The organism is Sinomicrobium endophyticum, assembly GCF_052983315.1.
Genome location: NZ_JBRKIS010000016.1, coordinates 1 through 21,486, shown reverse-complemented (window position 1 = coordinate 21,486; position 21,486 = coordinate 1). Strand labels below are relative to the sequence as shown.

Here is a 21,486-nt window from a genome sequence, read left to right as displayed (position 1 = left end):
AGTATGAGGAACGGAAAGAAACAAATGAAAATTCATCAAACATTAATTATACTGTTTCTGGCAGCATGGATGCCATTCGGATGTTCCGGGGAAAAGGAAACAAAACTACTTTCACCCGGACAAGACAAGAATGCTCCGGATTCCGGCTGGGAAAAAGAATATTACAGCAATCAGGAAACTTATTCCGATACCGTATCCACACAGTTCGATACTCGTGTACTGAAATTACAGTCGGATTCCATGACAGTTTCGAGGTGGTTTAAAAAGGTGAACGTTAAACCATATGCCACTTATAAGGTTTCCGGTTACATCAGGACAGAAGGTGTTTCGGGGGAAAACGAAAATTCAGGTGCTGGTTTTAGGTTAGGTTGGGTTGAATTAGCTAATGACCAGGTGTTTACCGGCGATACGGACTGGACCTATGTGGAAATGGAGTTTAATTCCGGTGGAGAAGACAGTTTTATGATAGAATGCCTGCTTGGAAAAAACGGAAAAGCAAAAGGTAAAGCGGGTTTTGACAATATCCGGCTGGAGGAAATTTCGGCCAGGGTATTGAAACCGGAAGTTACGATAAATATACAGGAAGAGCGCGACCCGATGTCGCCATACATTTACGGTCAGTTTATTGAACACATGGGGAAATGTATATATGGAGGCATATGGGCGGAAATGCTGGAAGACCGTAAATTTTACCACCTGCCGGGCACCGGAAAATCGCCCTGGAAGACGAGTATAGATACGACAGCAATAACCATAGACAACAGTCAGGAATTTTCCAGGGGTAACATTCCCGTAGTAAATATAACCGGGGAAAAATGGACACTCACCCAGGACAGCCTGGCTTTGAAAGCAGGAAAAAGGTATGTGGGAAGAGTCGTTCTACGGCCCGGAAGCGGGATGGATAAAATAGGGATTTCTCTGCATTCCGATGAAAGCGGGGAGGAGCAGATACTGACAATACCCGGCGACGGTTTTGTGAAAATCCCGTTTGAACTGGAGGTATCGTCTGATTCCGATAATGGTAAATTTACCGTTACCTTTTATGGTAGAGGTAAAGTAACACTGGCAGCAGTGTCCCTGATGCCGGCAGATAATGTGCAGGGATTTCGTCCGGACGTACTTGAGCTCATGAAACAATTGGATGCTCCCGTTTATCGCTGGCCCGGGGGAAATTTTGTATCTGGTTACGAGTGGAAAGATGGTATCGGGGATCCGGATACCCGTCCCACAAAATTTGAAAGGGCCTGGAACGGCCTGGAATATAACGATGTAGGAATACACGAATTCATGGAATTGTGCAAACTGCTCGATGCCGAAGCGAATGTTGCTGTAAACACCGGCCTGGGAACTGCGGAAATGGCTGCCAGGGAAGTGGCTTATTTCAACGGGGATGCCTCAACAGCAATGGGAAAGCTTCGAGCAGAGAACGGACATCCCGAACCATATAATGTAAAGTTATGGGCAGTGGGTAACGAAATGTTCGGAGACTGGCAACTGGGACATATGCCGGTGGAAGATTATGTAAAAAAACACAATGAAGTAGCCGAAGCCATGTGGAAAGAAGATCCGGACATCGAACTTATTGGCGTAGGTTTTCCCGGTAAATGGAACGATATGATGTATACGCACAGCAGTAACAATATGACCTACATCAGCGAACATTTCTATAAACAGGACTGGCACTCTGGCGGATTGCTTACTCATGTAAAACAGATACCGGACGTCATCCGGGAAGTTGCGGAGGAACACCGCCGTTGCAGGGAAGAAATTCCGGGCTTGAAGGAAAAGGATATAAAAATAGCTATGGACGAATGGAATTACTGGTATGGTCCGCATGTTTTCGGATTGCTGGGTACCCGTTATTTCCTCAGGGATGCGCTTGGAATTGCCGCCGGTATTAACGAATTTTCGCTTCAATCGGATATTTATTACATGGCCAATTACGCGCAGACCGTAAATGTTATCGGGGCCATAAAAACAACCAAAACGGATTCCTGGATGGAAGGCACCGGGCTGGTTTTAAAAATGTACAGAAAGTATTTCGGAACACGGCCCGTTTCTGTAAACGGAGCCCAGGAACCACTGGATGTAGTGGCAACACTCTCGGAAGATGGTAAAACGCTTACCGTATCGGTAATAAATGCCACTCACGATGAGTATCCGTTAAAAATCAACCTGCCGGGAATAGATGTAGAAGAAGAGGGGAAGCTTATCTCCCTCACCGGAAAAAATGATATGGTATATAACACGGAGGAGAATAAAGATAATATTTTCATTTCGGAAAGAGATATCACCTTAAAGGATAACAGTGTTCAAATCCCACGGGAAAGTGCGGGAATCTATCTGTTTACCGTGAAATAAAACAGCTTCGGACAAAAATTGTCTGTTCCGGGTGCGGAAGAGGAGAAGAATAATTAGTAAATATTAACTGTATAGTATAATGATTAAATTTTTAAAGAGCCGGATGCCTGTAATTCTGATGTTACTTCTGGTACGTATTGCGATTGCACAAGATTATTGGAGCAAGATTACGGAACGCCCTTCGGTAATGGAGCTGGAAAAGGGACATACGACCCATTCTACCGGAGATTTTCAGTTAAAACTGGTAAAATCCTCCCAAACGGTAGCTGCATTGTCGCCTGTCCCGGTTCCTGGTTTTGATTTCACTCCGGGCGATCGTCTCCGTATCCGAGATAAGGACAGCCTGTTTCATTTGGGAGATATTAATTTAAGGGTAAGGCTGTCCGGTGGAGCATGGAAAAATTATTCTACCGCAACCAAACGATCCGAAGTAAAACCATTGACTGTTTCCGGTGATGTACTGGCGGCTGCCGACCTGGCCGGTACACTTCCACGGGATATACCGCTTTCCGTAAAACGTTACTACGAAGCCTGGGAAGGTTCCCTCGTAATGCGTTTTGAAATTACCAATACTTCCGCTTCTGATGTGGAAATAGGCGCCCTGGGAATTCCTATGATATTTAACAACATACTCGAAGGTAAATCCTTAGATGAAGCCCATGCTCAGAATGTATTCTTCGATCCATATACAGGAAAAGACGCGGGTTACCTGGAAGTAAAAAGGCTTCATGGTAACGGCCCTGATCTGTTGGTAATTCCGGAAGAAAATATGCCTTTTGAAGCATATCGCCCCTTACTGGAAGACCCTACGCCCCAAAGTATCGTATTTGAAGGTTTTCACGAATGGATGGCACACAGCAAGGCCTATGCCGAAACGGAATGGGAAGGAGTGGAACAGTGGAACCATCCCACCTCACAAATTTTGCGCCCAGGGGAAATCCGTAACTATTCCCTTAAATTCGTACTTACGGACGCCATAAGACAAATACCTGAAGTATTGAAAGAGGAAGAACGTCCCGTTGCTGTTGGAATTCCCGGGTATGTTTTACCTATGGATGTTAAGGGACAGCTTTTCCTGCAATATGTAGAAGATGTGGATACCTTTAAGGTGGAGCCGGAAGGCGCATTAAAAATTAAAGCAAAAGGAATCACGGCCTCCGGTGCACGGAAATATACGGTTAACGGAAACCAATGGGGCAGGGCACGCCTGACCATCCGGTATAAAAACGGACTGGAACAAACCGTACATTACAACATCATAAAACCGGAAAGGGAAGTTGTAGAAGATTTCGGGAACTTCCTTCTTACCGAGCAGTGGTTTGACAAAGAAGGGGATCCTTTTCACCGTAATCCTTCCGTAATCAGTTATGATTATGAAGAAAAAAGACAGGTAACCCAGGACAGTCGTGCCTGGATAGCCGGTCTTAGCGATGAAGGCGGGGCGGGAAGCTGGCTGGGAGCCATGATGAAACAACTGGTACGGCCCGACAAGGAAGAACTGGAGAAGTTACAGCGTTTTGTCGATGAAACCCTGTGGGGAACCATTCAGCATAGCGAGGGGCCACAGAAATATGGAGTAAAGAAAAGTATATTCTACTACGAACCGGAAAAAATGCCTGCCGGAACTTACGATGAGAGTGTCAATTACGGGACCTGGGCGGCATGGGACAAGAAAGGTGCCGATGATATAGGCCGCTCCTACAATTACCCGCATGTGGCCGCTGCATACTGGGTAATGTATCGCCTGGCGAGATATCACGAAGGGCTGGTCACCAATCATCCGTGGGAGTGGTACCTGGAACAAGCCTATAGCACATCAATTGCCATGGTTGACCTGGCTCCCTATTATGCGCAGTTCGGACAAATGGAAGGAACGGTGTTTCTCGCCATTCTGAAAGATCTGCAACGGGAAAATTATACGGAAATGGCCGGTGACCTGGAAAATCGCATGAAAGAAAGAGCAGAACACTGGAAAAGCCTCAATTATCCTTTCGGAAGCGAGATGCCGTGGGATTCTACCGGGCAGGAAGAAGTGTACATGTGGTCCGATTACTTCGGATTTGATGAAAAAGCAAAAGTCACCCTGGATGCCATACTGGCCTACATGCCCGTAATGCCGCATTGGGCCTATAACGGAAACGCCCGAAGGTATTGGGATTTTCTGTACGGAGGTAAACTTTCGCGTATAGAAAGACAGATACATCATTATGGTTCCGGATTAAATGCAATTCCCGTACTTGCGCATTACCGCAAACATCCGGAGGATATATACCTTTTAAAAGTAGGTTACGGCGGACTTTTAGGTTCGATTTCCAATATTACCGGCGATGGTTTTGGTCCGGCTGCATTTCACTCTTTCCCTTCCACTTTAAAGATAGACGGGTTGTCCGGTGATTACGGCTCCGGGTTTTTCGGATACGCGGTAAACTCGGCCACTTATATAACCAAAGACAAGGATATGGGATGGCTGGCATTTGGCGGAAATTGTATTGCTGAAAATAAAATAATAAAAGTAGAACTCACCACAGCAGCAAAAAACAAGATATACCTGGCCCCGGAAAAATTATGGCTTACCCTTGATGCTGGCAGCTTTAAACAGGTCAATTACGATCCGAAATCCGGGGAAGTGGAATTGATTATAAACGGAAAAGACAAGTTTACTCCTGTAGCATACCTGACTATAGAAGGAGCAGAAAAAAAGCTCCCTTACAAAAAAGAGAAAGGAGCTTATGCTATTCCGTTGAAGAGGAAGGAAACAAGGATTAAACTTTAATCCTGGCTTTTGATCTTTCCGTTAGCTTTGATTTTTATATCCGGCGTGTGGTACACCAGGGAATTTTCCGGTACGGACTCTGTGAGCCACACGTTTCCTCCTATAATACTATTGGCGCCTATTACCGTTTTTCCTCCGAGTATGGTAGCATTGGCATAAATGGTAACATTGCTCTCTACGGTAGGGTGCCTTTTTACGTCCGTAAGAGATTTTTCCACGTGGAGTGCTCCCAGGGTAACCCCCTGGTATATCTTCACGTGGTCTTTTATCAGGGTAGTCTCCCCGATAACGATCCCCGTGGCATGGTCAATAAAGAAAGATTCTCCTATCTGGGCACCGGGATTAATGTCCACTCCGGTAAGCCGGTGGGCATATTCCGTCATCAGCCTGGGGACTATGGGTAATCCGTAAAGGTGAAGCGGTCTGCTAAGCCTGTAAATAGCAATGGCGTAAAATCCGGGATAAGCCAGGCATACCTCTTCAATAGTTCTGGAAGCAGGATCGTTCTCTACAATAGCTTTGGCATCGAGGTTCAGTTTCCTTAGGATTTCCGGAAGTTCGTTGAGGTAACTCTCCCATATCTTAGCGCATGGTTTTCCCGGAGCCCAGCACGCCAGGTCCACAATTTTCTGAAATTCTTCTTCCAGCAGGTTAATGTTATCCGAAACCGAAGTATCACTGTCAAACAACGTGAGGAACAATTGTGAGGCAAAAGCTTCGGTTTTTTCTTTTAGGACGAATTTCAGATTAGGGTTCTGTTTGTGTTTTATTATATTCTCTATAATGGTTTCTTTTTTCATGATGTGTTGTGTTGCTGTTTGCCATAAAAGACAAGTGGTTAAAAAAGCAATTCGGAATAATATATACTAAACACATAAATAGTGTTTCATTTATAAAATCAGGGAAAACGATACAACAGGTCAGGAAAATGCCTGTCGCGAGCCTCTAACAGACACCGATAATGGACTTGACTTTCCAGTAGGTTATATACAGATGATGCAGGTAAAACATGTTATATAACTTTTGACTGTAAATAACAAAGTTAAGAAGCTTCTCTTACATATATGTTAATTTTTATATTTTTAAACAAAAAAGAACATATGCTGACAAAAATATTCGGAAGTGCCGTTTTTGGGGTAGAGGCCACAACGATCACCGTAGAAGTCAATGTTGCAGTAGGAGTAGGGTATCACCTTGTGGGGCTTCCGGACAACGCCATAAAGGAAAGCAATTACAGGATAGCTGCCGCATTGCTGAACAACGGGTATAAGATACCGGGGAAAAAGATAACTATAAATATGGCCCCGGCCGATATGCGCAAGGAAGGATCGGCATATGACCTGACACTTGCCGTAGGTATCCTGGCAGCTTCCGGACAAATAAAGAGTGAAGGGATAGAGGAGTATATTATTATGGGGGAATTGTCCCTGGATGGTAGCCTGCAGCCGATAAAAGGAGCACTTCCCATTGCGGTCCGTGCACGGGAGGAAGGTTTCGGAAAGTTTATTCTCCCGGAACAAAATGCCCGCGAAGCTGCTGTCGTGGAAGGGATTGAAGTATATGGAGTTAAAAATATCCGGGAAGTGATCGAACATTTCGACGGAAAAAAGAATCTGGAACGAACCACAATAGACAAGCATGAGGAGTTTTACAGGAAACTCGATTTTCCGGAACACGATTTTGCGGACGTAAAGGGACAGGAAAGTATAAAACGCTGTATGGAAATAGCAGCTGCAGGCGGACATAACATCATACTTATAGGTCCGCCCGGATCCGGAAAGACCATGCTGGCAAAGCGTTTGCCCAGTATTCTTCCGCCGATGACTTTGAATGAAGCCGTGGAGACTACCAAAATACACAGCGTTGCCGGCCGGACCGAAAGCTCGGGGTTGATGAGCCAGAGGCCTTTTCGTTCTCCACACCACACTATATCGGATGTTGCTCTCGTAGGAGGGGGTACATATCCGCAACCCGGAGAAATTTCACTTTCCCATAACGGTGTGCTTTTTCTCGATGAACTTCCCGAATTCAAGCGTGGCGTGCTGGAGGTCATGCGACAGCCACTCGAAGACCGGGAAGTCACCATTTCCAGGGCAAAATTCACTGTTATCTATCCGTCATCATTCATGCTTGTAGCCAGTATGAACCCCAGTCCCGGAGGATATTTTAACGACCCGGATGCCCCCGTAACTTCTTCACCTGCGGAAATGCAACGCTATCTGGGAAAAATTTCCGGGCCGCTGTTGGACCGGATAGACATACATATTGAAGTTACTCCCGTTCCGTTTGAAAAATTATCGGACAACCGGAAGGGCGAAGCGAGTGTGGAAATACGAAAAAGGGTGACTGCCGCCCGCGAAATACAGTCCGAAAGGTTTAAAAATTCTAAAAATATCCATTATAATGCGCAGATGAATACCCGGCAGATCCGTGAGTATTGCGAATTGGATGATGTTTCGAAAGAATTGCTGAAAAATGCCATGGAAAGGCTTAACTTGTCCGCCAGGGCTTATGACCGGATATTGAAAGTAGCCCGTACCATTGCCGACCTCGAACATTCCGAAAAGGTTTCCGGCAATCACATCAGCGAAGCAATTCAATACCGAAGCCTGGACCGTGAAGGATGGCTTACTTAAAATAATCCGAAATCTCGTCTCTAATATCTAACATCTAATATCTGATATGAAACAATTTTCTACTGTATTGATCCTTTTACTGCTGGTGTGTTGTACCCCCGAAAAATCCAGGGAAAAATCCGGAAAACCGCAACCCGATATCCGTGAAATCACACTGACTCCAGGGGAGGCCAACAGACTGGCCGCATTACCGCTGGCCTGTATGCAAACCGAGTATCCGAATAAGCTGAACCAGACCTTAAGTGATTCTACCGACCTGCAATCACCCGAAAGCCTGCACCCGGCCTTTTACGGCTGTTTTGACTGGCACTCGTCCGTACACGGGCACTGGATGCTGGTAAACCTGCTGAAACAATTTCCGGAGATGGAACGGGCGGAAGAAATAAAAAAGAAGTTAAACGAAAATATTTCCCGGGAAAATATATTGCGGGAAATAGCCTATTTCTCCAAAGAGCCTTCTTACGAACGGACTTACGGATGGGCCTGGTTGCTAAAGCTGGCCGAAGAATTGCATACGTGGAACGATCCTTTGGCAAGAGAACTGGAAGAGAATCTGCAGCCCCTCACGGATGTTATAGTAAGCGGTTACATGAATTTCCTTCCTAAACTGAATTATCCCATACGTATAGGGGAGCATTCCAATACGGCATTCGGGCTCGCTTTTGCTTATGACTATGCAAAGACAGTAAACAATACGCTACTGTTAGAACTTATTACTGCAAGGGCCAGAGACTTTTACCTGCAGGACGCGGATTGTCCCATTACCTGGGAACCCGGAGGTTTCGACTTTTTGTCCCCCTGCCTGGAAGAAGCGGATATTATGCGAAGAGTGTTGCCCAAAGAAGAATTCGGGAACTGGCTACAGAAATTCCTGCCACAGTTAAAGAACAGATCTTTTAACCTGGAACAGGGAATGGTATCCGACAGGGAAGATGGTAAACTGGTGCATCTGGATGGTGTTAATTTCAGCCGTGCATGGTGTTTGTACGGTATAGCCAAAGACTTTCCGGAATACGGTCATTTAAAGCGAATAGCAAACGATCATGTACTTCATTCACTTCCACATATTGTAGATGACAATTACGAAGGAACGCATTGGCTTGGATCTTTTGCGATATATGCCCTGAATACCGCGCACTGATGTTCGGATTTTTCAAAAATATAGGACCAGGCACCCTTGTCGCCGCGGCGTTTATAGGCCCGGGCACGGTTACGGTATGTACGTTGGCCGGAGCAGGATTTGGCTATGCTTTACTTTGGGCTATGGTTCTCTCGGTAATAGCTACCGTAGTTTTACAGGAAATGGCTGTACGTATAGGTATTCTCACCCGGCAGGGACTGGCCGAAATAATAAAAAGGGAATTACGGTCGGATAAATGGTTGAAAGTACCGGCAATGGTATTGGTTTTCTCTGCAGTGGTTATTGGTAACGCGGCCTATGAAGCCGGGAACCTTAGCGGCGCCTCTCTGGGTATTGCAGGGGTTTTCGGGGAAGCATACGGTATTTTTTATCCGGTGATAATAGGCGGAATAGCATGTGTCCTTCTCTGGATAGGAAATTATAAAATTTTGGAACGGTGTATGATAGGACTGGTATTACTCATGAGCCTTTCTTTTTTATGTGCTGCAGTGCTCACCAAACCGGACTGGGAGTCCGTGCTTCAGGGGGCTTTCGTACCGGGGTTTCCAAAGGACAGTATCTTAACTATTATAGGACTGGTGGGAACAACGGTAGTGCCGTATAACCTGTTCCTGCACGCTTCGCTGGTAGGAGAACGGTGGAATAAGGAATCCGACCTGAAACCGGCAAGAAAAGATACCCTGGTATCAATAATACTGGGGGGAATGGTGTCTATGGCGATCATCATAACTGCTGCGGGTAGCGGCCTTACCAATGTGAGTAATGCTATGGATATGGCACATGGGCTGGAACCTTTATATGGCAGGTATGCCACCTATTTTGTGGCTACCGGTTTGTTTGCAGCGGGAATAACTTCCTCCGTTACCGCCCCGCTTGCGGCGGCCTATGTGGCTAACGGATGTTTTGGCTGGAATGCTTCTCTCACGGATATACGGTTCCGGATGGTCTGGATGGTGATCATCGGTATAGGGGTGGTATTTGCTTCCCTGGGACTGAATCCCATAGAACTTATTCTGTTCGCACAGGTAGCCAATGGTATTTTACTGCCCGTAATAGCCCTGTTTTTATGGTGGGTGGTCAATCGTGCGGGAGTGCTTGGCATTCATAAAAACACTTTATGGCAGAATATAGTTTCCGGGATTATTATACTTATAACTATTATCCTGGGATTGCGGAGTATTGCCAAAGTTTTTGGGTGGTAAACCAGAATAATTGGTAAAACTTGTTTTAATAGAGATAAAAACCGATGTGAATGTCTGTAAAACTGAATTGTGATGTAGGCGAAGGGCTGGACAACGAGCATTTGCTGATGCCCTATATATTTTCGTGCAGTATTGCCTGTGGCGGGCATGCCGGAAATATGGAGAGTATGCAAAAAGTGGTAGATCTGGCCGTGCAAAATGACGTGGGGACAGGCGCCCATCCGTCTTATCCGGACCGGGAAAATTTCGGGAGGAAATCCCTCGATATGGAAGAGGAAGAACTGGTAGGATCCCTACAGCAACAGATAGCCGATCTGGAAAACATACTCGGGGAAAAGGGAGTGTCGCTGCATCATATCAAGGCGCATGGGGCTTTATACAACGATATGGCAAAGAACAAAAACATTGCGGAAATATTTCTGTCTGCTATAATACCATACCGCGATCGGGTGCCGGTTTACGTTCCGTATAATTCCGTGATCGAAAAACTGGCTGTTTCAAGGGGATTCCGCATTACTTACGAGGCTTTTGCCGACAGGAACTACAATGATGATCTGAGCCTTGTTGCCAGAAAGATGGAAAATGCTGTGATCCTGGATAAGGAAGAAGTGAGGAAACATGTATTGTTTATGATAAAAGAAGGCAAAGTACGTACCTTAAGTGGCAAAGAAGTGACCATAAAAGCGGATACCTTTTGTTTACACGGAGACAATCCCAATGCGGTTGAAATACTCTGTTATCTAGCGCAAGAGTTACGTGTATAACAATATGTATGAATATTTTTTGTACATGACAAAAATTGAATTTCGATAATCCCTCTCCCGAAAGCTTTCGGGATTGTTACCCCAACCTAAAGGGAGCAAATCGAGGAAAATCAGGCTCCCTTTAGGGGTGGGGTTAAACTGATTTTCCGATCAAATTGTGCAAAACCGATTTTTGTCATGTACTAAGATGAATATTAATAAACAGCTATAAATTATAAATTTACATAGGTTTTACTTTTAAAATATAGAGTTTTTTAGGTACTTAGCAATATGGCTTCAACTTTGAAAAATTATGAACTGGTATATAAACCTATGGGAGAAACGGCTGTTCTTATGGAGTGGCCCCAGGGGATTGACGAAGCCGTTCTGGAAGACGTTATCCGGTTTCGACATGCCATTCATAAAGCTTTTGGGGACAAATGCGAACTGGTACCGGCATATCATTCCCTTTTGGCTATCTTTTCTACAAAAACGGAATCCGGGGAAATAATCAGAAAGTTCCGCAAATTGTATTCCAACCGTAAACACAAACCACTCAAACGACGTTTATGGCATATCCCTGTATGTTATGATAAAGAGTTCGGGCTGGATATTGAGGCTTTGGCCCGGGATAAGGAAATGCCTGCGGAAGAACTTGTGCAACTTCATACGAAAGGGGAGTATACCGTATATGGCATAGGCTTTTTGCCTGGTTTTATGTACCTGGGCGGACTGGATGAACGACTTTTTTCCGCACGCAGGGATGAACCCAGGCTTAGAGTAGCAAAAGGAGCTGTAGGTATAGGGGGAAAGCAGACGGGAGTGTACCCCCAGGAGAGCCCGGGAGGCTGGAATATTATCGGAAATTCTCCTATAAAACTGTTTGATGCATCCCGGAAAAAACCTTGCAGAATAAAGGTAGGTGACAAGGTGAAGTTTTTCAGTGTCAAAAAAGCGGAGCACGAGCTGATAAGTATTGAGGCTGCTGCGGGGGTTTATAAAATAAAGAAAGAGGAGTGGCATGATTAAAGTCTTAAAGCCTGGTTTTTATACCTCCGTTCAGGATTCTGGCAGAACAGGATACAGGCATATGGGAGTGCCGGTTTCGGGTACCATGGATGTTTTTTCGGCTGTGCTTGCCAACAGGTTACTCAATAATGATGATGACGCTGCGGTTGTGGAAATGACGATGACGGGACCGGTACTGGAATTCTCCGAACCTACCCATATTGTGGTTACCGGGGCGGAAATGCAGCCCTTGCTCAATAAAACGGAAATACCGTATAACCGCGTGGTTCGGGTAAAAAGCGGAGATGTGCTTTCGTTTGGTAAATTGCACAGGGGAATCCGTGCCTACCTCGGGATTAAAGGAGGAATAAAAACCGATAAAATACTCCACAGCAGATCATTTTATGTTCCGGTTACCAAAACAGCCCGGATAGGTGAAGGAGGTACTCTGCCCTATGAACCCTTTGAGGGAGATATAGAAAATCTTATAGAGATAAAGATAGATAACGACTTTCTGTTTGAGTCCCGTTTAAAAGTCTGTCCCGGACCAGAATACAAATTGTTATCCGAAGCCGACAGAAAACGGTTGGAGAGTTCAGTTTTTACCGTTTCCAAACAAAACAATCGCATGGCTTATCAGCTGGAAGAACGGTTGTCTCCCAACGATTTCAACATAATTACTTCAGCCACAATACCCGGTACCGTGCAGCTTACCCCTTCCGGAAAAATGATCGTATTGATGCGGGATTGCCAGACCACCGGAGGATATCCACGCATTTTGCAACTTACGGAAAGGAGTATTTCTGTCCTGGCACAGAAAAGGTCGGGTGAACGTGTAGATTTACAGGTTCTTACAAAGAATATTATATCCTGATCTTTATGGGTAGGAAAAAAATCTACTGAAAAAACTATCTTACTTGGGTCCTGTAGAAGTTTCGGGTGTATAATATAAAAGAACTTAAAGCTACACCATTATGAAACAAGAACATTTTATATTAGAAGAACTCCGGAAAATTGCTCCGGCCTATTTCCGGCAATTAATATATTGTCCGGGTAAAGGAGATTACACGGTGGAAATCCGCCAGAGGAGATACCAGAACCTCCCGGACAGGATCTCCGATTTACTGAAATTGTGTATCATGGTCACTGATGAAGAACTCGAAATGAGTTCGGATATTTCCCGTCTGAATTTCAGTATAAACAGCATATTGGGAATGATCTATCCGTTGTTCCCTATGCACGAAAGTAAATTTATTGATATTCTTCGGGATTATTTCCATAAAGATTAAGGTTTTTTCAACCTGTCAGAAGCTTATCCTTATTTAAATCTGAGGTTTTATTTCATCCTTCCCGTTCCCTGCAATAGGCAGGGGGTGGAATCCATTGTCTGAAAATGACCTTTTTCTAATCCTTAAAATATAACACTTATGAAAGATATCACTATTCAAGAGATACTGGCCAAAATAACTACTTTAATAGATACTCAATACATTTACGCATCAGATACTGGAGAAGGGGAAGAAGTAAAAAAGCTGATATTGGTATTATTTCCGGAAGAAGCTTTACCCAGGCAAAAAGATCATTCTTCCATTATAGCACAAATATTGGGAGATCAGGAAGATTTCTTGCTTCGCCTGTACACTTTACAGTATACGGAAAAACAAATTCGGGAAGGAAACCTGTTTTTTCTCCGTATTTGTCAAGACGCAAACCTGGTTTACAAAAATGAGAAGCGTTATCTGAAACCGCCATCGGAAGGCATAGATATAGGAAAAGCACTTGCTGTCGTAGGTCGTCGTTTTGAAATGGAGTATACCAAAATAAAGGCTTTCCGGGAAGGGGTCGACTTTTATTGTGATAAGGAAGATTATTCTCAGGCAGCATTTATGTTGCATCAATCTGTAGAGCTATCTTTTCGTCTGGTAGAAATACTGATGACCGGGAAGGAAAAAATATGCCATAGCATTGCAGAGCATCAGAAATATCTCCGGGATTTTGTTCCGCTGCTCGGAGTGTTATTCAACACGGAAATGGAAAAAGAATACAGGTTATTGCAGTTGCTTGATCGTGCTTATAAAGAGGTGCGATACGGATATAACTATCAGATAAATAAGGAAGATCTGCAATTAGCGCTGGAGAAATATGAAATACTACAAACCGTGGTTCGGGAGCTTTTTAATACTGGGATAAAAACTTATAAAGACAATGAAGTAAGTTCACAATCAAAAGAAAGAGAACCTCCATTGTCTCAAACAGTATCATTGTCTGCAGAAGAAAAGGATGCCGTAAAAAAACGGATAGAATTGCTTATAGAAAAGAAATTTTACAAATATCGGCAAAGTTCCAAAAGAGTATATTACAAGGCGGAGCTTTTGCTGGACAGCCCTTTGGATGTGCTGTTCGGAGTTTCGAGCCTGGTTAAAGTTTGTGTGATGGCTTTGGAATACCCGGAATATGATTTATCCGGAACCATAAGGCAACCTTATATGGATATAAAAGCCGCTTTGGAATTTGCCGTGCAGTTAATGCCATATGACGAAATGGAATGTTTAAATGAAATAATGGAGGAATATCTGAAAACCGGGGTGCCGGTGGTTTGAAAAAAAACGGGTTTACATCCTAAAATTGTAAACCCGGTTTTTTGTATTGTAATGGTTAAAAAAGGTGTGTAGTTACTATAAATTAGGCACTTTTACGCTGCCACCAATCCAACAACTGAAGTTAACTGTTTTTCCGTCCATTCCGGCGCTAAAGATATCCTGCTTGCTGGGAGCCCTTCCCGCGTAGCTGGCAGCAGTTTGTGCCGCACGGCTTTTCAGAGAAGGATCAACCTGTCCAGCTTTCCTTGCCATCTCCGCAGCTTTCCAGTAAATAGCCCTTTTCTCGAAAGTAGTGCTACCACATTCGTTAGCGCTGTTGGCATACAGGGAAGCGATGATCAGGTAAGGTGTACCGTTTGCAGGGTTCGCATTCAGGGCCTGTTGCGCATAATTTCTCGCAGCCGATTTTTGTCCGCTCTTACTCATTTTGGAAGCAATACTGGTCAGTTTGTTTGCTTTTCTAACCGGATCGCTTTCGAGATTGATGGACTGTTTGAAAAATTCGAGGGCTTTACTGGCATTTCCCCGTTCTTCATATAAGGAACCCAAATAGTATTTGGAACTCGCGGAAGGTTCTATCTTATCCAGTGCCTCTACCAGCTTTACGAATAAAGGATCTCCGGTACAATCTTTGGAATCCATTCTTCCCGCGGCACTTTTCAACCATGCAGCATCATTTTGATGTGCATCGAAATTCTTTTTGTATAATGGAACCAGGTTATCACAATCTGCCAGCTTACCAAGTTTGCTGTCTACGCTACTACTTATTTTTTCGTAGTTTTCTCCATTCTGACGGGCACCGGCCAGTATTTGTTTTTCTTTGGCAGTAAGAGTGCCTTCGTCTTCTTTAGCTACATATTTTACAATGATTTCCGCAAGCTCCTGATTCTCTTCCGCAATTTTTTCGGTTACTTCATCATATACATCAAATACTTCCTGGAGTTCTTTTTTACCTTCGTCCTGTAAATCTACGAGGGTAGAGAAGTACAGGTATAAGGCTTTCGGGTTTTTAAAAGCATCTTTGTCTTTTTTGAAAGCCTGGTCCAGAAGATCGTATATTTCTTCTTTGCTTCCCAGTTTATTGTCGTTCTTCAAAAGGGCGATGTCTATCAAACTTCCTACTTCGGTGTAACGCTTTGGGAAATGTTTAGGCCCCGATTGATACAGTTCTGTCAATGTTTTGATATACTGCTCTTTGTTAGCAGGATCTTTTTGGATTTTATCCTTCAGTATCCGTTCACCGTAGTGATATGTGGCCCAATGGAGATCCGGACAGTTTTCATAGACCATTTTCCACGGCTCATAAGCCGAATCATAGTTTTTGTTTTTTGCGTGTTCTGCAAAAATGGAAAGGTTTTGTGGGCATTCCGGGTTCTGCTGTGCAAAACTGAATAGAACGGAACCAAAAATACCTGCCAATACAGAAAAATTCCTTTTCATGATTTATTATTATGGATTAACGTAAATAATCGCAAACTTATAAAAACATTATAAATAAATCCACGGAAAGAAGGGATTTCCCGGACTTAAATACGAAAAAATAAAATTTACCATCGATTTATTACAAAATTTTAAAATATAAATAATGATCGTTTAAGACTACAAGGGGGGCAGGTAAGCTTAAAGTAGATGAAACGGACCATTACTTCAATTATAAACTCGTGTTTATCTTCGGGGCTAAGTAGGTATATATACCTTGCTTTTTAAGGCATAAAACGTTTTTAAATATGAAAAAAGAAGCCGTAGGTTATGAACTTGCAACATAGGCAATAGGCTTTGGTTTCGCAGGGGTACAAAATAGTATATTCCAAAAATACAAAAAATTCCGGAATGGATGGCATATAGTCTTTCGGATACGATGTTTCCGGTTGCCATTGTAAAGCCATTTTCCCTCTTTTTGTGGAATTACTTTTATTGACGGGATAAGAATATAAGATACTGCGTCAACCGAAATTTATAATGTTCTACAGGCTATCATTTCCAGAGCCTTTAATCATACAGATGACCCTACTAATCCGCAGAAGAATTTGATTAACCGCGAAAAATGAATTATATTAGACAGTTTCCCGATCACCTGATATAAAAATCTATAACCATGAACTCTTTATCCAGAAGAACCATATTAAAGACTATAGCCCTGGGGAGTGGTGCTGTTGCTTTTACGCCCGGCCTGTTGTTATCTGCCAGGAATATTTCCAAAGAACGCCTGGGGGTGGCCCTTGTAGGGCTTGGATATTACAGTACTGATTTGCTGGCCCCGGCATTACAGCAGACAAAAAACTGTTATCTCGCGGGGATTGTAACCGGAACTCCTTCTAAGGCAGAAACCTGGAGCAAAAAGTATAATATCCCGGATAAGAACATATACAATTATGAAAATTTTGATACCATAGCGGATAATCCGGATATAGATGTGGTCTATGTAGTCCTGCCGCCGTCCATGCACCGGGAATATTCTATCCGGGCTGCGGAAGCCGGAAAACATGTGTGGTGTGAAAAGCCTATGGCACTTACGGAACAGGAATGCCAGGATATGATAGACGCCTGTAATAAGAATAAAAAATCCCTTGCTATCGGTTACAGACTGCAACATGAACCTAATACACAGGAATACCGGCGTATTGTAGAGGGGAAATTACTGGGAAATGTCAAAAATGTTAATTGTGCTGCGGGATACAGGGATAACCGTACCGATCACTGGAAGCAAAAAAAGGAAATGGGAGGAGGCGCCCTATACGATATGGGAGTTTACGCCATTCAGGGAGCCCGGCTCGGATCTGCTATGGAGCCTGTTGCTGTCGTCTCCGCCGGAATATCCACCACCAGGCCCGAAATTTACAGAAACGGACTGGATGAGACCGCAGTTGCCAGACTAGAGTTTCCGGATGGTGTTTTTGCAGATATAAAAACCAGTTTCGGGGAGAATATTAACTTTCTTAATATAGCGTGCGATGAAGGAGATATCAAGATGGCTCCTTTTTCTGCTTACGAAGGAGTGCGTGGCAGCAGTCCGCTGGGAGAGATCAACCATTCCTATCAGCTTCCCTGGCAGCAGGCAAGACAGATGGATGATGATGCGCTGGCCATTATGCAGAAAAAACCCATGTTGGTTCCGGGAGAAGAGGGGCTACGGGATATCCGTATTGTCGAAGCCATATACAGATCTGCTGCAAATGGCGGAGAAGTAAAGCTGTAAAAAATATTCGGAACGATTTGTTTTTAAGGAATAACAGATCCCAGGGCAAACGTATCATAATTGCGTAATTCCATTTAAGGTTAAAAGCTTCAAGGTTTGTTGTCGGTTACCGGTTTGCCAGTTTTCCGGTTGTTGATGAGTTCGGAGTTGGTTAGTTAGGGAGTTGAAACGGAAACCTTCCCTACAAAACTCCCTCCCGATATATATCGGCACTCCTAAACTTAGCTCCCGCAATCACTATAAATCACCCATCCCTGCAACTTGTAACTTGTAACCTGGAATTTTAAACGTTGCAATTATAGTTTTTTAATGCGTTTGCCCTGAACAGGTCCCCCGACTTTTTGATAAACTTTCGGGATTCGTTATTTTTGGCATGGACAAACCCGAAATAATGAATGTAAACATAAATCCCAGCTGGAAAACCATACTGGAACCGGAATTTGAGAAGCCCTATTTTGCATCCCTGGTAAACTTTGTAAAGACTGAATACCAGAAACATATATGCTACCCGAAAGGGAGCGAGATCTTTTCAGCCTTTGATCATTGTAGCTTTGATGGTACAAAAGTGGTAATTATAGGGCAGGATCCGTATCACGGTCCCGGACAGGCGAACGGACTCTGCTTCTCGGTTAATGATGGTATAGCGCATCCACCTTCGCTTATAAATATTTTTCGTGAAATAGAAGCTGATCTCGGTATTCCTTATCCGAAAAGCGGCAACCTGGAACGCTGGGCCGGCCAGGGAGTACTGCTTCTCAATGCTACGCTGACAGTAAGGGCACACCAGGCAGGGAGTCATCAGAACAAAGGATGGGAAATTTTTACGGATGCTGTAATCCAAAAGGTGTCGGACGAAAAAGAAAATGTGGTGTTTATGTTGTGGGGTGGTTATGCCAAACGAAAGGGAAGCAAAATAGACCGGAACAAACACCTCGTACTGGAAACTGGACATCCCTCGCCACTGAGCGCTAACCGCGGGCTGTGGTTTGGCAATAAACATTTTAGCAAGACCAATGCCTATCTGGAGAGCCTGGGGAAACAGCAGGTGCAGTGGTGATGTTTTGCCAATAAGGAATTTCAGGTTGTATATTTTTCGGGATATACAACCTGAAATGTATGGTCATACAAGAGTTACCAGCTTTTCATAAGGAAGTTTTTCCGTAATAAGGTTTAGCTCCAAAAGCTGGTCCTGTACGGTTTCTATGGTTTTTTTCTCCATAGAGGACTGACTCCATCGGGTTAAAGAAAGCCATTCGCGTATATCTTCGACTTTCTGATCAAATCGATTGGCGAGAGTCCTGTCTATACTTGGTATTTGTTTAAAATCTTCTGTATAGGTATTTATGATTTGTAGAATGTGTTGAATGACTTTCCCGTTTTTTTCCAGTATATCTTCCCGTACGGCGATAACAAAACAGGGCCATGGGGTAGGGCAATCACCTACACGGCGGAATATGCCCCGGTCTACCAGGGGTTTGGTCATAAAACGTTCCCACATAAAATAATCGGCCTTTCCGGTGGTAAGGGCATTTACAGCACCGTCTATGGTATTTACGACCTCAAATCCGAGATTTTCGGTCGCCCACCCCATTTTGCGGGCGTTGACAAAAGACATCAGGTGCGACCCGGAACCGAAACGACTTATCGCAGCTGTAGTGTTACGAAGATCTTCAATTTTGAGGTATGCGGAACCCTGTGCCACATGAATACCCCATACCAGGGGACTTTCTATATAAGTTTGTACGATACGGGACGGGTTACCCACAGTAATGTCTTTTACAATGCCTTCGGTGAGAATAATGGCCATATCCGTTTCCCCGCTACGAAGCATGTCACACATTTTTCCCGTACCTTCGGGAGTATCTTTCCATTGCAGGTCTATGCCCCTTTCTTCAAAAGCTCCTTCTTCAATAGCAAAGTGCCACGGAAGGTTAAAATGTTCCGGAACCCCGGTAATTTTTATGGTTTTCATTAAGTAAACAATTTTATTGTCTATCCAGGAACTTTATTCCGGGATAGACTGAGTTTTCATACTGTATTATCCGATCTATCTTCCGGGGGAAACACACCGGAATCCCGTATGCTGCATGCCTGTATCGGGAGAGGATTTCATACGTGATGTCACCCGGTATCCTTTGCAATAAGACGCATTACACAGGAAAGATCCGCCACGGATCACTTTTTTCGGAACAGTAGGTTCCATGGGGTCGTAGCTGCTTTCCGGCCCTTTCGGATTGTCGGCGGTTTTATCCTGTAATTGTTGATAATAATCGTCACGATACCAGTCTGAACACCATTCCCAAACGTTTCCTGCCATATCATACAGCCCGTATCCGTTCGGAGAAAAGGATTTAACGGGGGCGGCCAGGGTGTAAGTATCCCAGTCGGTATTTTTGTTTGGGAAAGTTCCCTGCCATGTATTGGCTTTTGGCCTTCCCTCTTCGATATCTTCATCTCCCCAGGGATATTTGGTGTCCTTAAGTCCGCCGCGGGAAGCAAATTCCCACTCCGCTTCGGTAGGGAGTCTTTTCCCGGCCCATCTGGCATAGGCATTGGCATCGTCCCAGGAAATATGAACAACAGGATAGTTGTCTTTTCCTTCTATGGAACTTCCAGGTCCTTCGGGATGTTTCCAATCGGCACCTTTCATCCAGCTCCACCATTGCGATGCATCGTTTAAAGGCACCGGGTGCGTCGGAGGAGTAAATACCAGGGAAGCAGCAACAAAAACACTATCATGCGGTTTAGGTGTTCCGGGAGGAAGCTGTTGTTTGATATCTTCCCATTCCGGCGCTTTTTCTGCCGTGGTAACGTAACCCGTTTCTTCTATAAACTCCCGGAATTGGGCGTTGGTCACTTCTGTTTCATCCATCCAGAAACCATTGACGTTTACTTTGTGTAAAGGATATTCATCTCGTCGTCCCTCATCATCGGCGGCCCCCATATAAAATTCTCCTGCGGGTATCCATATCATTCCTTCATGAGAAATATCTCCTTGCGGAATATTTTCGGAACCATTATCAGCATTCCCGGAAAACCTTTCCGGCAACCCGGTTTCGCAAGAAGTTATGGTGTCGGGGACCGTATGTTCCGTATTTTTCTTTTGGGTTTGCTCTTGATCCTTTTTTCCGGAATTACAAGATGTAAGAATGCCGGATAATACCAGGTACAGAACAAAGAAACAGGAGAGATTCTTCAGATACATTCTATCGGATTTTGATTTCGGACCTAAAGGTACTAATAAACGAATAAAATACAGGAGTGAAATGGATGTGAGATCAGGGTAAACATATTATATAAGAGAGGAGCAGTAATTAGTAATCCGTAAGCGGTAACAGTGTTACGGTTCAGGGTTGAGGAGTCCCGATATATCGGGCTGGAGTTGGAGGTATTATTTCTTTGTTATAAGTTACCAGTTTGCCAGTATTTATAATTCTCCAAACCTGGAACCCGGGGCTTCGATACACCCATCGCTGCGCTTGGGCACTCAGCCGCCTACGCTTTGATGCAATGTGACTAAGCCTAACATAGGTTGCCTTTTTTCTTAAACTTAATGTATAATGAAAAAAGGACAAGAACACAGAGTGTTTGATTTAGGCCTCAAATTGCAATTAGTCAAGCAGATTGAAAAGGGAGAACTCCGGGTTCGTGATGTTAGCCAGCTTTATCAGGTAAGTACCACGGCGGTATATAAATGGTTACGTAAATATTCCGATCTTTACGTGAGTAATACACGAATGATAGTGGAAAGTAAAAGTTTATCAAAGAAGCAAAAAGAGCAGGCAGAGCGCATTAAGGAGCTGGAACGGGCTTTGGGTCAAAAGCA

The 21,486-nt window shown here is 44.0% G+C and carries 17 protein-coding genes; 13 read left to right on the top strand and 4 right to left on the bottom strand.

The features are described from left to right. The first annotated feature begins 24 nt into the window (after positions 1-24). A complete protein-coding gene (locus ACVBDU_RS04365; RefSeq protein ID WP_447178550.1) occupies positions 25-2,361 on the top strand; it encodes an alpha-L-arabinofuranosidase family protein in 2,337 nt (778 codons plus the stop codon). 79 nt (positions 2,362-2,440) lie between these two features. Then, positions 2,441-5,134, top strand: a complete 2,694-nt coding sequence (locus tag ACVBDU_RS04360) for a DUF5695 domain-containing protein (RefSeq protein WP_447178549.1) — start codon at positions 2,441-2,443, stop codon at positions 5,132-5,134. On the opposite strand, the gene ACVBDU_RS04355 is transcribed toward ACVBDU_RS04360, so the two are convergent. Further along, a complete protein-coding gene (locus ACVBDU_RS04355) occupies positions 5,131-5,934 on the bottom strand; it encodes a serine O-acetyltransferase (RefSeq protein WP_447178548.1) in 804 nt (267 codons plus the stop codon). The genes ACVBDU_RS04360 and ACVBDU_RS04355 overlap by 4 nt on opposite strands. 300 nt (positions 5,935-6,234) lie before the next feature. Between ACVBDU_RS04355 and ACVBDU_RS04350 the strand changes: the two genes are divergently transcribed. The 8 genes from ACVBDU_RS04350 to ACVBDU_RS04315 all read left to right on the top strand — a co-directional run bounded on the left by ACVBDU_RS04350 (position 6,235) and on the right by ACVBDU_RS04315 (position 14,464). Then, positions 6,235-7,770, top strand: a complete 1,536-nt coding sequence (locus ACVBDU_RS04350; RefSeq protein ID WP_447178547.1) for a YifB family Mg chelatase-like AAA ATPase — start codon at positions 6,235-6,237, stop codon at positions 7,768-7,770. A gap of 46 nt (positions 7,771-7,816) precedes the next feature. Further along, positions 7,817-8,911, top strand: coding sequence for a DUF2891 domain-containing protein (locus ACVBDU_RS04345; RefSeq protein WP_447178546.1), 1,095 nt, complete (start codon positions 7,817-7,819; stop codon positions 8,909-8,911). After that, entirely contained in the window at positions 8,911-10,113 is a 1,203-nt protein-coding gene (locus ACVBDU_RS04340) for an Nramp family divalent metal transporter (protein WP_447178545.1), read from the top strand. The genes ACVBDU_RS04345 and ACVBDU_RS04340 overlap by 1 nt, the downstream gene beginning before the upstream one ends. Before the next feature lie 50 nt (positions 10,114-10,163). Next, the gene (pxpA, locus tag ACVBDU_RS04335) at positions 10,164-10,877 is read left to right on the top strand and encodes a 5-oxoprolinase subunit PxpA (RefSeq protein ID WP_447178544.1); all 714 of its coding nucleotides are present in this window, start codon (positions 10,164-10,166) and stop codon (positions 10,875-10,877) included. A gap of 282 nt (positions 10,878-11,159) precedes the next feature. Then, positions 11,160-11,885 carry a 5-oxoprolinase subunit PxpB gene (pxpB, locus tag ACVBDU_RS04330; protein WP_447178543.1) on the top strand — a complete coding sequence of 242 codons (726 nt, stop codon included), beginning with the start codon at positions 11,160-11,162 and terminating at the stop codon, positions 11,883-11,885. Beyond that, on the top strand, positions 11,878-12,738 hold the full coding sequence (locus ACVBDU_RS04325; RefSeq protein WP_447178542.1) for a 5-oxoprolinase subunit C family protein: 861 nt from the start codon (positions 11,878-11,880) through the stop codon (positions 12,736-12,738). The genes pxpB and ACVBDU_RS04325 overlap by 8 nt, the downstream gene beginning before the upstream one ends. A 100-nt stretch (positions 12,739-12,838) precedes the next feature. Beyond that, complete coding sequence (locus tag ACVBDU_RS04320) at positions 12,839-13,153, top strand: hypothetical protein (protein ID WP_447178541.1); 315 nt, start codon at positions 12,839-12,841, stop codon at positions 13,151-13,153. A gap of 138 nt (positions 13,154-13,291) precedes the next feature. Further along, positions 13,292-14,464, top strand: a complete 1,173-nt coding sequence (locus tag ACVBDU_RS04315) for a HEPN domain-containing protein (protein ID WP_447178540.1) — start codon at positions 13,292-13,294, stop codon at positions 14,462-14,464. Positions 14,465-14,539: 75 nt separating this feature from the next. Here the strand turns inward: ACVBDU_RS04315 and ACVBDU_RS04310 are convergent, their stop codons facing one another. After that, entirely contained in the window at positions 14,540-15,904 is a 1,365-nt protein-coding gene (locus ACVBDU_RS04310) for a tetratricopeptide repeat protein (RefSeq protein ID WP_447178539.1), read from the bottom strand. Positions 15,905-16,559: 655 nt separating this feature from the next. On the opposite strand from ACVBDU_RS04310, the gene ACVBDU_RS04305 reads away from it, so the two are divergent. Both ACVBDU_RS04305 and ACVBDU_RS04300 read left to right on the top strand, forming a co-directional pair. Next, positions 16,560-17,660 carry a Gfo/Idh/MocA family protein gene (locus ACVBDU_RS04305; protein WP_447178538.1) on the top strand — a complete coding sequence of 367 codons (1,101 nt, stop codon included), beginning with the start codon at positions 16,560-16,562 and terminating at the stop codon, positions 17,658-17,660. Positions 17,661-18,051: 391 nt separating this feature from the next. Beyond that, on the top strand, positions 18,052-18,717 hold the full coding sequence (locus ACVBDU_RS04300; RefSeq protein ID WP_447178537.1) for a uracil-DNA glycosylase: 666 nt from the start codon (positions 18,052-18,054) through the stop codon (positions 18,715-18,717). A 63-nt stretch (positions 18,718-18,780) separates the two neighbouring features. Here ACVBDU_RS04300 and ACVBDU_RS04295 read toward each other — a convergent pair whose 3' ends face one another. Together ACVBDU_RS04295 and ACVBDU_RS04290 are read right to left on the bottom strand one after the other, a co-directional pair. Further along, positions 18,781-19,632 carry a substrate-binding domain-containing protein gene (locus ACVBDU_RS04295; RefSeq protein ID WP_447178536.1) on the bottom strand — a complete coding sequence of 284 codons (852 nt, stop codon included), beginning with the start codon at positions 19,630-19,632 and terminating at the stop codon, positions 18,781-18,783. Between the two features lie 75 nt (positions 19,633-19,707). Next, entirely contained in the window at positions 19,708-20,865 is a 1,158-nt protein-coding gene (locus tag ACVBDU_RS04290; RefSeq protein WP_447178535.1) for a formylglycine-generating enzyme family protein, read from the bottom strand. Between the two features lie 355 nt (positions 20,866-21,220). Here ACVBDU_RS04290 and ACVBDU_RS04285 point away from each other — a divergent pair. Beyond that, positions 21,221-21,486: transposase (locus ACVBDU_RS04285; RefSeq protein WP_447178008.1), on the top strand; the 266-nt coding region annotated here is incomplete at its 3' end.

What these genes read in the sequence shown, in the direction of transcription:
- ACVBDU_RS04290 (WP_447178535.1), bottom strand. Translation starts at nt 20,865, where the DNA reads ATGTATCTGAAGAATCTCTCCTGTTTCTTTGTTCTGTACCTGGTATTA.
- ACVBDU_RS04300 (WP_447178537.1), top strand. Translation starts at nt 18,052, where the DNA reads ATGAATGTAAACATAAATCCCAGCTGGAAAACCATACTGGAACCGGAA.
- ACVBDU_RS04310 (WP_447178539.1), bottom strand. Translation starts at nt 15,904, where the DNA reads ATGAAAAGGAATTTTTCTGTATTGGCAGGTATTTTTGGTTCCGTTCTA.
- pxpA (WP_447178544.1), top strand. Translation starts at nt 10,164, where the DNA reads ATGTCTGTAAAACTGAATTGTGATGTAGGCGAAGGGCTGGACAACGAG.
- ACVBDU_RS04345 (WP_447178546.1), top strand. Translation starts at nt 7,817, where the DNA reads ATGAAACAATTTTCTACTGTATTGATCCTTTTACTGCTGGTGTGTTGT.
- ACVBDU_RS04350 (WP_447178547.1), top strand. Translation starts at nt 6,235, where the DNA reads ATGCTGACAAAAATATTCGGAAGTGCCGTTTTTGGGGTAGAGGCCACA.
- ACVBDU_RS04365 (WP_447178550.1), top strand. Translation starts at nt 25, where the DNA reads ATGAAAATTCATCAAACATTAATTATACTGTTTCTGGCAGCATGGATG.
- ACVBDU_RS04340 (WP_447178545.1), top strand. Translation starts at nt 8,911, where the DNA reads ATGTTCGGATTTTTCAAAAATATAGGACCAGGCACCCTTGTCGCCGCG.
- ACVBDU_RS04295 (WP_447178536.1), bottom strand. Translation starts at nt 19,632, where the DNA reads ATGAAAACCATAAAAATTACCGGGGTTCCGGAACATTTTAACCTTCCG.
- ACVBDU_RS04360 (WP_447178549.1), top strand. Translation starts at nt 2,441, where the DNA reads ATGATTAAATTTTTAAAGAGCCGGATGCCTGTAATTCTGATGTTACTT.
- ACVBDU_RS04325 (WP_447178542.1), top strand. Translation starts at nt 11,878, where the DNA reads ATGATTAAAGTCTTAAAGCCTGGTTTTTATACCTCCGTTCAGGATTCT.
- ACVBDU_RS04320 (WP_447178541.1), top strand. Translation starts at nt 12,839, where the DNA reads ATGAAACAAGAACATTTTATATTAGAAGAACTCCGGAAAATTGCTCCG.
- ACVBDU_RS04315 (WP_447178540.1), top strand. Translation starts at nt 13,292, where the DNA reads ATGAAAGATATCACTATTCAAGAGATACTGGCCAAAATAACTACTTTA.
- ACVBDU_RS04355 (WP_447178548.1), bottom strand. Translation starts at nt 5,934, where the DNA reads ATGAAAAAAGAAACCATTATAGAGAATATAATAAAACACAAACAGAAC.
- ACVBDU_RS04305 (WP_447178538.1), top strand. Translation starts at nt 16,560, where the DNA reads ATGAACTCTTTATCCAGAAGAACCATATTAAAGACTATAGCCCTGGGG.